This window comes from Hydrogenobacter sp., from assembly GCA_041287335.1.
Lineage (GTDB): Bacteria > Aquificota > Aquificia > Aquificales > Aquificaceae > Hydrogenobacter.
This window is the reverse complement of sequence record JBEULM010000039.1, coordinates 1-11,546: the sequence shown is the minus strand read 5'-3', so window position 1 is coordinate 11,546 and position 11,546 is coordinate 1. Positions and strand designations below refer to the sequence as shown.

Annotated in this window: 9 protein-coding genes, 1 tRNA gene and 1 pseudogene; 7 read left to right on the top strand and 4 right to left on the bottom strand. The window is 41.8% G+C overall.

Annotated features, from left to right (window positions below; genetic code table 11):
* Window positions 1-397 (top strand): hypothetical protein (locus ABWK04_05680; GenBank protein MEZ0361372.1); only part of this gene is annotated, 397 nt, incomplete at its 5' end.
* A gap of 99 nt (window positions 398-496) precedes the next feature.
* A pseudogene (locus ABWK04_05675) lies at window positions 497-1,243 on the top strand (MnmC family methyltransferase).
* Window positions 1,244-1,397: 154 nt separating this feature from the next.
* On the opposite strand, the gene ABWK04_05670 reads toward ABWK04_05675, so the two are convergent.
* Window positions 1,398-1,470: transfer RNA gene (locus ABWK04_05670), tRNA-Phe, on the bottom strand.
* Window positions 1,471-1,489: 19 nt separating this feature from the next.
* Between ABWK04_05670 and nth the strand changes: the two genes are divergently transcribed.
* The 4 genes from nth to ABWK04_05650 are packed head-to-tail and all read left to right on the top strand — an operon-like array spanning window position 1,490 to window position 5,439.
* The gene (nth, locus tag ABWK04_05665; protein ID MEZ0361371.1) at window positions 1,490-2,140 is read left to right on the top strand and encodes an endonuclease III; all 651 of its coding nucleotides are present in this window, start codon (window positions 1,490-1,492) and stop codon (window positions 2,138-2,140) included.
* Between the two features lie 45 nt (window positions 2,141-2,185).
* Window positions 2,186-3,043, top strand: a complete 858-nt coding sequence (locus ABWK04_05660; GenBank protein ID MEZ0361370.1) for an MBL fold metallo-hydrolase — start codon at window positions 2,186-2,188, stop codon at window positions 3,041-3,043.
* Between the two features lie 8 nt (window positions 3,044-3,051).
* Window positions 3,052-4,074, top strand: a complete 1,023-nt coding sequence (locus ABWK04_05655; protein ID MEZ0361369.1) for an EAL domain-containing protein — start codon at window positions 3,052-3,054, stop codon at window positions 4,072-4,074.
* 39 nt (window positions 4,075-4,113) lie between these two features.
* Window positions 4,114-5,439: a glutamate-5-semialdehyde dehydrogenase gene (locus tag ABWK04_05650; GenBank protein MEZ0361368.1), complete on the top strand. Its 1,326-nt coding sequence runs from the start codon at window positions 4,114-4,116 to the stop codon at window positions 5,437-5,439.
* Here ABWK04_05650 and glgB read toward each other — a convergent pair.
* A complete protein-coding gene (glgB, locus tag ABWK04_05645) occupies window positions 5,420-7,300 on the bottom strand; it encodes a 1,4-alpha-glucan branching protein GlgB (GenBank protein MEZ0361367.1) in 1,881 nt (626 codons plus the stop codon). The two genes, ABWK04_05650 and glgB, sit on opposite strands and share 20 nt — an antisense overlap.
* A 37-nt stretch (window positions 7,301-7,337) precedes the next feature.
* On the opposite strand from glgB, the gene ABWK04_05640 reads away from it, so the two are divergent.
* The gene (locus ABWK04_05640; GenBank protein MEZ0361366.1) at window positions 7,338-7,907 is read left to right on the top strand and encodes a hypothetical protein; all 570 of its coding nucleotides are present in this window, start codon (window positions 7,338-7,340) and stop codon (window positions 7,905-7,907) included.
* Here the strand turns inward: ABWK04_05640 and mutS are convergent.
* Both mutS and rny read right to left on the bottom strand, forming a co-directional pair.
* The gene (gene mutS, locus ABWK04_05635; GenBank protein MEZ0361365.1) at window positions 7,890-10,454 is read right to left on the bottom strand and encodes a DNA mismatch repair protein MutS; all 2,565 of its coding nucleotides are present in this window, start codon (window positions 10,452-10,454) and stop codon (window positions 7,890-7,892) included. The two genes, ABWK04_05640 and mutS, sit on opposite strands and share 18 nt — an antisense overlap.
* The coding region (gene rny, locus ABWK04_05630; GenBank protein MEZ0361364.1) for a ribonuclease Y at window positions 10,435-11,546 on the bottom strand (1,112 nt) is incomplete at its 5' end. The genes mutS and rny, both read right to left, overlap by 20 nt.

Below are 11,546 nucleotides of genomic sequence, written 5' to 3'. Positions count from 1 at the left end.
GGCAGGCGAAACTAACTACATCCTTGACCTCAACGCCGGAGATTATCCATGCAGGACAACCCAGTTCAATCTTGGACCAGGAAACTACTGCACGGTAGGTATCATATTTGCTCCCCAATCTCAAGGCAGGAAGGATGCATTCCTTAGCGTGTATCCAAACTCTCCATATCCAGAAAAGATCTATATGACAGGTGTTGGAGTAGTTCAGACAAGTCAGCAACCTGCACCACCTGAGCAACCTGCACCACCTTCTCAATCCACTTCGGGATCTTCTCAGACCACATCTGGCGGTGGAGGAGGTGGATGTTCTATGAGCGCTGGGGTATCTCCTGTTAATGTCCTCGCATGGCTATTAATACCAGCCCTTATGGTCCTCAGGAGGCTAAAAAGAGGCTAACACCTTTCTGCCCCCTTCTGGGGGCTTTTATCAGTACAAAAGGCATTGTGAGTTTGAAGATGGAATTTCTTGCCTTTTTATGTTAAATAATAAAACAGAATGCTTGAAGAAATATTTGATAAGTGTATATCAAAGATGAGTATCTCGCTCAGCCAGAAGAGTAAAGAGAGCGTATTAAAAGAGATAAGCGCGTGGTTGAAACCTTCCATTAAAGGTGAGGGTCCTGTTATTACAAAAGATGGCAGTATAACACTGATAAATCCCCAATACGGAGAGGCTTACCATAGTTTAACCGCAGGTGCTATAAGTGAGTGTCTTATGAAATTTGTGGAACCTTCGCGCATAGTCCAAAAGGCTCAAAGTAAGAAGAAAATAAGAATACTGGATATAGGTTTTGGTCTCGGCTATAACCTGGCTGTGGCGATTGAACGTATAAGAAGCGTAAATTCCAGAACGGAGATAGAGATACTGTCCTTTGAGAAACTCCTTTCAGAAAACATACCCCTTCTACCTGAACCTTACAAACGCTACCACAAACTTCTCCTTGACGGATTCCCGGAATTTTGTAAAGATGGGATAAGTTTTAAACTACTTTTGGGAGATGCGAGACAGAAAGTAGGAGAGTGCAGGGGTTTTGATGCTGATGCTGTATTTCACGATGCCTTTTCACCTTACAGGAATCCAGAACTCTGGACTTACGAGTTTCTCAAGGAAATAAAGGAAGCTATAGCTACAGATGGCTTTTGGGTATCTTACACCTCCTCACTACCAGTACGCAAGGCTTTAAAGTTATTGGGTTTTGGTCTTAATGATTCTCCCAACGTAGGTAGAAAGAGGGGAGGAACTTTGGCATCTTTGACAATAAAAGATGATCTTAATTTTGAGGATATCAGGAAGATAAACTCTTCACCTTACGCTATACCTTTCAGGGATGAAACTCTTAACACCGAACCTCTTGAAATACTTGTAAATTACAGACTATGGGTTGAGCTTATAAAAGTGGCCCAGGGCGGAATCGAACCGCCGACACCCCGGTTTTCAGCCGGGTGCTCTACCAACTGAGCTACCGGGCCTTTGACATAAAATTATACCATGAGAAGAGAAGATGTGGATAAGGTTATACGCATACTCAGAAGTGAGTTTCCCAAATGGAACGCACCGGTAGTAAGTTTGATAGCACAAAAGACAGGCAATCCCTTCAGGGTACTCGTATGCGCTTTGGTATCCACAAGAACAAAAGATGAAACTACAACCTTAGTTTGTAAAAAGCTTCTTGAGAGGGTAAAAACGGTAGATGACCTCTACAGTATAAGTGAGGAAGAACTTTCAGGACTGCTTTACCCAGCAGGCTTTTACAGAAGTAAAGCACGATTTTTAAAGGAGATAGCCAAAGAGCTTAAACAGAAGTATAACTCACGTGTTCCAGATAGGTTAGAAGATCTACTTAAGTTGAAGGGAGTAGGAAGAAAAGTGGCAAATTTAGTTCTCTCGGAAGGATACCAAATACCTGCTATATGTGTGGATACGCACGTTCATAGAATTACTAACAGGTGGTGTCTTGTGAAAACAAAAAGACCCGAGGAAACAGAACTAAAACTCATGGAAATACTGCCAAAAGAATACTGGATAGAGTTTAATAAATTGCTCGTAGCTTTTGGTCAAACCTTGTGCAAACCCTTAAAGCCACTCTGCGGTGTATGTCCTATAAGGGAGTATTGCGATTACGAATTTAAGACTTTATGACACTTCGCATATTCTAAACATAACCGTGATAAAGATTATTAAAATATGGCTGATATAAAAAAGAGGCTTCCTTGCAACGTTCCCGGAGACTTTTTCGTAGATGCGAGCTGTATAGATTGCGATATATGCAGGGAGATAGCGCCAGATATTTTTGGTGAAGGGAAAGGCAGTGCATGTGTAGTGAAACAGCCAAACACACAAGAAGAAAGAGAGAAGACCCTTATGGCTTTGCTTTCTTGTCCGGTTGGAGCTATAGGAACAAAGAGAAAGGAAGGAGTACGCGATGTTATAGGGAAGTTCCCCATAAAGGTGGAGGATGGTGTCTACAGATGCGGTCTCTCCTCTAAAAAATCTTACGGTGCTATGAGCTACTTTATACTACATCCTGATGGTAACTGGATGATAGACAGTCCCAGGGAAAACGCTCATCTTTTAAAGAACATAGCATCTTTGGGTGGGATCAAGTACATCTTTTTAACACATGAGGATGATATAGCCGATGCGGAGTTTTACGCAAAAGCCTTTAAAGCAAAAGTCATAATACACGAAAGGGATGCGCACGCTTATAAGTATGCCGATATAAAAGTCAGTGGTGAAGATCCAGTAAATATCGGTGATTTTACTCTAATACCAACCCCAGGACACACGGCGGGACATATGGTACTCCTTTACAAAAAATTTCTCTTTTGTGGAGATCACATCTGGTACTCACCTGCTAAAAAGAGACTTTGGGCTTCTAAGGAGTACTGCTGGTACTCTTGGAGTGAACAGCTCAAATCTATTAAAAAGTTACTTGATTTTAGATTTGAGTGGATACTTCCTGGTCATGGCAGAAGTGTAAAAATGGACGAAGAAACTATAAAAAAGTATATAGAGGAGTTTCTTGCAATGTATAATTTTTAAGCTTACTTATGGCAAAGAAGTTACTCATCGTTTTTACAGATTCGGAAGATACCGCAAGAACATTGTCAGATGTGGCAAGTCAATACGATCTTCATTCTGAAGTTATAAGTAGCGTTGCATTGCTTTTTACGGACAGAGAGGAAGACTTTCTTGAACTGCTTTTGGATATGAATAAAGAGACAGTAAAGAGCTTCAGGTACTTGCTCATAAAGATGGACAAGGATATCAAAGTTGACAATTCCTTTCTTTTGAAGCAGGTACCACATACGCTAAGTATTGAAGAGCTAATTGATAGGCTTATATACGGTGTTATAGGGGATGTATTCTACGAAGTGAGGATCCTATTTCATCCTATAATTGATCTAAAAAAGGGTGATATTTTTGCCTACGAAGCCCTCTGCAGACCACCTGTAAAGATCACAGACCTTCTCAAAGTAGGAAGATCCACATCTACCTATACTGAAGATTTTTGCAGAACGAAAGCTATAAAAGAGGCATCAGAAAAGCTTGAAAAAGATGTAAAGCTATTTATAAATTTCCATCCGGGATTCCTAACGGATCCCTTTAAAAACTTTGGGGACTTTATATCCACAGCCATATCTTACAACTTCAAACCTTCAAGGATAGTAATAGAACTTACAGAATACGAGAAGCTAAAACTCAGCAGTATAAGGGGATTTATAAACTTTTTGAGGGAGGAGGGGGTAAAAGTAGCTCTCGATGACGTAGGAAGTGGGTATTCTGGTCTCTTTTATCTTTCTGAACTAAAGCCAGACTATATAAAGATAGATATGGAGCTGATAAGGGATATACACAAAAACAACTTTAAAAAGGTTATAGTAGGTCACCTTATACAGATGGCGCATTCGGAAAATATTCAGGTAGTTTGCGAGGGTATAGAAAAGAAAGAAGAGCTTGAGTGGGTCAGATACGCAGGTGCGGACTTTGGCCAGGGCTTTCTCTTTGCAAGACCATCCCCAAGCCCCGACCAGATTGCACTAAAAGAATTGGCAAAGGCGCTCATAAAATAGCTTGACGTCAAATTTAACGAAAGCTAAAATTAAGTTGCTATGAGTACAGAAGTTTTGGATTATGCGGAAGAAAAGGTAAATAGAGCGAGAAAGGTTCTGCGTGAGCTTACGTCCCTGAGGACGCAGATAAAAAACAGAGCGTTATTACTTGCCGGGGAGCTTATGGATAGCAAAAGGGACTTTATAAAACGAGAGAACGCAAAAGATGTGGAGTATGCAAAAAGTCTTGGCTTATCCGATGCACTCATCGATAGACTTGTCCTAAACGATAAAAGGATAGACGGTATGATAAAGATATTAAGAGATGTAGCTTCTTTGCAGGATCCGGTTGGTGAGATCACCAAGATGTGGACCTTGCCAAACGGTCTAAAAGTGGGGAAAATGCGGGTACCTTTGGGGGTCGTATTCATAGTTTACGAATCAAGACCCAATGTAACTGTGGAGGCATCAGCTTTGTGTATGAAGTCATCTAACGCGGTCATCCTTAGAGGTGGAAAGGAGGCGATAAACTCAAATAGAGCGCTTGTAGAAATACTCAGGGAAGCTTCAAAAATGGCAGGTTTTCCGGAAGATGCCATTCAGTTCATAGATAGACCAGAGAGGGAGATAGTCTGGGAACTTTTGCAGATGGAAGGTAAGATAGACGTTGCCATACCTAGAGGAGGCGAAAGTCTTATAAAAGCTGTTGCTGAAAAGGCAAAAATTCCAGTAATAAAGCACTACAAAGGGGTTTGCAACATATACGTAGATGATGAGGCTGATCTAAATAAAGCCTACCATATAGTTTACAATGCGAAGGTTCAAAGACCTTCGGTGTGCAACGCTGTAGAAAACTTGATAATAAACAGAAAGATACTCGGTAAGTTTTTCCCACGCATGGCTTACATACTCGGAAGGGCTGGGGTAGAACTAAGATGCGATGAAGAAAGCCTTAAGGTGATAAACTCAGATCCGAGACTACATTTTGTAAGAGCTGTTCCGGCAAGGGAAGAAGATTATTACGAAGAGTTCCTTGACCTTATTCTCGCTGTGAAGGTGGTTGATAGTTTAGAAGAAGCCATAGAGTTTATAGAAAAATATGGATCTAAGCATTCGGATGCCATAATAACGGAAAACTACACGAAGGCTATGAAGTTTTTGAACGAGGTGGACTCTGCTGCCGTTTACGTGAATGCATCAACGAGATTCACAGATGGTAATGAGTTTGGTCTTGGTGCAGAAATGGGCATATCCACCGACAAGATACACGCAAGGGGACCTATGGCTCTCGAAGAGTTGACCATACAGAAGTTCATAATTTTTGGAAACGGACAGATCAGAGACGGTGTTGGTGTGCCAGAAGATATCATGAGGGATCTCTTCTAAAATACATCCCTCCAAGTGGAGGAAGAGTCAAGGAGAGTGAATAAGGTCTTCCGTGAAAGGGAACCTCTTGAGCGTAAATTCCTTCAGTATCTCCGTGTCCGGATCCGCCGTACTCTTGAGCGTCGCTGTTTATGAGCCTTCGCCAAAAACCTCCATCAGGAACGCCAATTTGGTAGTTATATCTGGGTACGGGTGTGAAGTTAAAGACAGCTAAAATTGAGTTTTTTCCGGATGTATCTTTCCTTATAAAACTTATCACGCTCTGTTCGTGATCCGAAAAATCTATCCACTCAAAACCCTCAGGGCTAAAGTCAAGCTCGTAAAGGGCAGGATTCTCTTTTACGATCCTGTTTAAATCCTTGACGAGTTTATAAACCCCTCTGTGCGTTGGATAATTGAGCAAAAACCAGTCAAGACCTTTATCGTGGTTCCACTCTTCCCATTGGGCAAACTCCCCTCCCATAAAGAGAAGCTTTTTACCGGGATGAGCGTACATATATGTGAGTAAAAGTCTAAGGTTTGCAAACTTCTGCCACCAATCTTTTGGCATCTTACCTATTAGGGAACCTTTTTGATGTACCACCTCGTCGTGTGAAAGCACTAACACGAAGTTCTCAGAAAATGCATACCATATGCTAAAAGTGATCTTATCCTGATGGTACTTTCTGTACACCGGATCTTTTGAGAAATAAAAGAGTGTATCGTGCATCCATCCTAAGTTCCACTTCATTCCAAAGCCCAGCCCTCCAAGGTATGTGGGTCTTGTCACCATAGGCCAGGCTGTAGATTCTTCCGCAATAGTCTGAACGTCCGGAAAGTTCCCATATACACATTCATTTAGTTTTCTGATGAATTCTATAGCTTCAAGGTTTTCCTTTCCGCCATAGATGTTAGGTGTCCACTCACCGGGTTTTCTTGAATAATCCAAATAAAGCATTGAAGCCACCGCATCAACGCGCAGTCCGTCAGCGTGATACTTTTCAAGCCAGAAGTGAGCTGAACTTAAAAGGAAGGATCTAACTTCAGGTTTTGAGTAGTCAAATATGTAGCTTTGCCAGTCAGGATGGTATCTCTTTTTGAAATCCTCATACTCGTAAAGATGCGTTCCATCAAAATAAGCAAGCGCATTAGCATCCGTAGGAAAGTGAGATGGGACCCAGTCAAGGATGACACCTATTCCTTCCCGATGAAAGCTATCTATAAGATACATAAAGTCCTGTGGCGTTCCGTAGCGAGATGTGGGAGCAAAGTATCCGGTTACTTGATAACCCCAAGATCCGTAAAAGGGATGTTCCATAACGGGCAGAAACTCCACGTGAGTAAATCCCATATCTTTTACATAACTGACAAGCTCATCAGCAAGCTCTCTGTAGCTTAAAGACTCCCATCCCCTTTTTTTCCAGGAGCCTATATGCACCTCGTATATAAGCCAAGGGGCATTTAAAGAGTTCTTAGTATGCCTTTTTTTCATCCACTCATAGTCATTCCAGCTGTAACTGAGATCCCACACGATACTTGCAGTCTTTGGCGGAACTTCAAAGAAAAAGCCAAAAGGATCGGATTTTTCAGCCTGATAACCGCTTTTAGAAACGATAAAATACTTGTAAAGATCTCCTGTCTTTGCTCCACTTACAAAACCTTCCCATATGCCAGAACCGTCATTTCTGAGCTTTAAAGGGTTAGAGTCTCTGCTCCACCCGTTAAAGCTTCCTATTACTGACACGTAGATAGCATTGGGTGCCCAAACTGCAAAATACACACCATCTTCCAGAGGATGTGCGCCAAGCTTTTCGTAAAGCTTACAGTGAGTACCCTCTTTAAAAAGATAAATATCATAATCAGTGATCATAGAAAAGTTCATGCAAAAAAAATTTTAGCGTATAAAATATAGAGGCATTATGGAAGAGTTACAAGCAGAGAGGGAAGACAGATTGACTGCGATCATTGAGGAAATTTACCGCTCTACGGGACATTTTGATATAGGGTGTTCCCGTTTGGGTTGCTTTCTGTGTGCTAAAGGTGGCAGAAAGTCTGCGGAGTGCCAGAGGTTAAACGAGGCAGTCGTTCTTCTGCCTACGGAGAACAGGATTATAAAAAAGCTTAACTCGGCTTGCTTTCCCGAAATAAGCGTAAACGGTTTTAGCATAGGTTTTCTGGCTCCTGAGCAGGACTGCCCCTTTAATGTGGATGGCTTTTGCGGTATTCACGGAAGGCATCCAATAGACTGCCGGAGCTTTCCCATAATACCGTCACTAAACGAAAGAGGGGATCTTGTCATCTGTATTTCTCTGATGTGTCCCGCCGTGCCACCTTGGGACTTTGTCAAGACATGGGTTGAAAACTGGAGAAAGCTTTGGGAACTTCTGCCAGATGAATGGTTCAGATTTTACTCCAAGGTGCCTACAAATCCCGTAAAGCCCATAGCTATGTTTAAGGTTGAGGAAAAGTCATCAGGGAGCGTCCCTTAATGCTCTAATTTTTTCTTTTAGTTGGGCAAGTAAAAGGAGTGCTTGCAAAGGTGTGGTGTTGGCTATATCAACGGATTCAATATATTCAAGTACCTCCTCCCATACCTTTTCTTGAGCTACTTTAATACTATCCGCATAAACTCTTTCAAGAAGGGGAAGGTGGTACGCACTTTCATACTCACTGAGGATCTCCCTTGCACGTTTTATAAGCTCCTCAGGTAATCCAGCCATTTTGGCTACTTCTATACCGAAACTCCCCTCAGCACTGCCCTTCACGAGTCTATAAAGGAAGGTGATCCCCACTCCTTCTTTGGATACAGCCATGTGATAATTTCTCACGCAAGATAGATATTCCTCAAGCTTTGTTAACTCAAGGTAATGAGTTGCAAGAAGTGTTCTGGCTTTTATTTTGTTAGCTATATACTCAACGAGGGCTTTAGTTAGGGATATACCATCGTAAGTTGATGTTCCTCTACCTACTTCATCAAGAATTATGAGACTTCTCTCATCCGCACTGTTTAGTATACTTGAAACGTCAAGCATCTCGTTCATAAAGGTTGACACGCCTAAAGCCAAAATATCTCCTGAACCTATGCGAGCATGTATTGAGGATACAATGCCTATCTGAGCCTCCTCACAAGGCAAAAAGGATCCCATATGAGCCAAAAGGGTAAGAACCGCAACCTGCCTTATGTAACTTGATTTTCCCGCCATATTAGGACCTGTTATTATCATGATCCTTTCTTCTTCATCCATGTACGTGTTATTTGGAACGTAGTCTTTCACAAAAGCTTCTATTAGAGGATGTCTGCCCTCCTTTATCTTTATAACTTTCTCTTCGGTAATTATCGGCTTTTTCCAATTCTTTTCAAGAGCCAAGCAGGCAAGAGATTGAAGATAGTCTAAAAGACCGATCGCTTGCGCATTCTTGACTATACTTTCCACACCTGAAAGTACCCTTTCCCTTAGTTCTGTGAAGAGTTCATATTCTAAGTCCTTTATCCTGGTTTGAGCTGAGAGTATTTTTTCTTCAATAATGCAAAGCTCATCTGTTGTAAATCTTTCCGCATTGCTGAGTGTCTGCCTCCTTCTGAAATAAGAAGGTACGTATTTTAAGTTGGGTTTTGTAACTTCTATGTAGTAACCCATTACCCTGTTGTAACCTATCTTTAAGCTCTGGATGTTTGTTTCCTTTCGCAATCTATCTTCGTAATCCTTCAGGAGGATCTCCGAATTTTGACATATATATCTTAGTCTGTCAAGCTCTTCATTCACACCATCCTTTATTAAACCCCCTTCCCTTAGATGAATGGGAGGGTCATCCACAAGCGTCCTATCTATGTCAAGAGCGATCTCTCTAACATCATCAAACTCTTGTATTAGTTTCCTAAGTATCTCAGAGGAAATATCCGCTTGCATAAGTTGTTCCCTCAATTGGGTTGCACATATAAGGGCTTTTTTGAGAAGCACGAAATCTTTGGGTGTTGCTACATTCCCACTAATCCTGGATACAAGTCTCTCCATATCAGGCATACCATCAAGGTATTTCCTGATCTTGATAAGAGTATCCCTCTTTTTTGTAAGTTCCTCAACAGCTAACTGCACCTTTATTATCTTTTCCTTACTTCTAAAGGGGTGAAGTATGTAAAATCTTAGCCTGCGTCTTCCCATTCCCGTAAGGGTTCTGTTTATAACACTAAAGAGGGATATGTCTTCTCTGCCTTCATAACTCTCAAGGAGTTCAAGTCCTCTCCTCGCTCTGTGATCTATCCTGACGTAACCTTCGTCCGTATAAGGCTTGGGTTTTCTTACGAAGGGTGTAAAGCTCTTTTGGGTGTTTTTAAGGTAAAGGTATATACCTGCGCAAGGTATAAGCTCTTCTTCATACTCAAAACCCAGAGACCTGTAGTTTTGAATATTAAAATCCTTTGCGAGAATCCTCATACCTTCCAAAAAATACTCTTCTTCAAGCTCCGTTCTGTATGCTTTAAAAAACTTTTCAAATTCAAACTTCACCCCTTTAAGGAGTAGAACCTCCTTAGGAGAGAACTTGCACATAAATTCGTAGGCTTGATCTAAGGAAAAAGATCCTGATATGAACTCTCCTGTTGATGGGTTCAGATATGCACAAAAGTACCTTTTTCCCTTTGTATACACGCATGCAAGACCTGAAAGATCCTTTTCAAAGTAAGTGCCAGGTGTTATTACCCTTATTACTTCCCTCCTAACTATACCTTTTGCCTGACTTGCATCCTCCATCTGCTCACATATGGCTATTTTGTATCCCCTTGAGACGAGCCTCGTTATGTAAGTGCTTGAAGAGTGGTATGGAACTCCGCACATGGGTATTCTCTCTTTCCCCTTTCCACTCGGTCTTGATGTGAGGACAAGCCCAAGTTCTTTTGATCCTATAAGAGCATCATCGTAAAAAAGCTCGTAGAAATCTCCCAGTCTAAACAGAAGCAGGCAGTCAGGATAGAGTCTCTTAAAGTGGTGATACTGGGAAAGCATAGGTGTGAGATCAGTGTCATTTTGCGTATTCCACATGTCTGGTCTCCCTTATAACAACTACCTTTATCTGTCCGGGATACTCCATCTCCTCTTCTATCTTTCTGGCTATCTCTTTTGAGAGCATGTATGCTTCCTCATCACTTACTTCTTCGGGACTCACTATGATCCTAACCTCTCTCCCTGCCTGAACAGCGTAAGCATTTGCCACTCCTTTAAAGGATTTGACTATGCTTTCCAGTTTTTCAAGCCTTCTGAGGTATGTCTCAAGACTTTCCCTTCTTGCTCCCGGTCTTGCAGCCGATAAGGCGTCCGCTGCGCACACAAGTGCAACTTCCGGATATCTTACGGGTTCTTCGTTGTGATGAGCTTTTATGGCGTTTAAAACAGGATCCGGTTCTCCATACTTTTTACACAGATCTATGCCTATGTCCGTGTGAGATCCGCCAAGTTCGTGAGATATGGACTTGCCTATATCGTGAAGAAGCCCTGCCCTCCTTGCCATTTTCGCATCAAGTCCAAGCTCTTCAGCCATAAGTCCAGCTATGTATGCCACTTCTTTTGAATGTAAGAGGACATTTTGTGAGTAACTCGTTCTAAAGTAGAGTTTGCCTATATAGTAGTATAGCCCCTGGTTTATATCGTAAAGTCCAAGCTCCATGCAGGTTTCTTCTCCCATCTTCCTTATCTTTTCATCAATCTCCTTCTTAACCTGATTGACAACCTCCTCTATACGCGCGGGATGTATTCTACCGTCCTCTATAAGGATCTGGAGAGCCTCCTTGGCGATCTCCCTTCTGAGAGGATCAAAGGAGGATATCGTCACCACATCAGGAGTGTCATCTATGATAAGGTCAACCCCTGTTAAAAGCTCAAAAGTTCTTATATTTCTACCTTCCCTTCCTATGATCCTGCCTTTAAATTCATTGCTTGGCAGTTCTACCGTACTTGTTGTGTAGTTTATTGCTATCTCCGGCGATATTCTCTGAATAGCCGTAGTTATGATCCTCTTGGCTTCAAACTCGGCTTTCTCCTTTGCCTCCTCCTCTATGCGTTTGATCACCTTCATGCTCTCTATTTTGGCTTCTTCTTCCGCCCTTCTCAAAACTTCAAATCTGGCTTCCTCCATAC

What these genes read in the sequence shown, in the direction of transcription:
- ABWK04_05655 (MEZ0361369.1), top strand. Translation starts at nt 3,052, where the DNA reads ATGGCAAAGAAGTTACTCATCGTTTTTACAGATTCGGAAGATACCGCA.
- glgB (MEZ0361367.1), bottom strand. Translation starts at nt 7,300, where the DNA reads ATGAACTTTTCTATGATCACTGATTATGATATTTATCTTTTTAAAGAG.
- ABWK04_05650 (MEZ0361368.1), top strand. Translation starts at nt 4,114, where the DNA reads ATGAGTACAGAAGTTTTGGATTATGCGGAAGAAAAGGTAAATAGAGCG.
- nth (MEZ0361371.1), top strand. Translation starts at nt 1,490, where the DNA reads ATGAGAAGAGAAGATGTGGATAAGGTTATACGCATACTCAGAAGTGAG.
- ABWK04_05640 (MEZ0361366.1), top strand. Translation starts at nt 7,338, where the DNA reads ATGGAAGAGTTACAAGCAGAGAGGGAAGACAGATTGACTGCGATCATT.
- ABWK04_05660 (MEZ0361370.1), top strand. Translation starts at nt 2,186, where the DNA reads ATGGCTGATATAAAAAAGAGGCTTCCTTGCAACGTTCCCGGAGACTTT.
- mutS (MEZ0361365.1), bottom strand. Translation starts at nt 10,454, where the DNA reads ATGTGGAATACGCAAAATGACACTGATCTCACACCTATGCTTTCCCAG.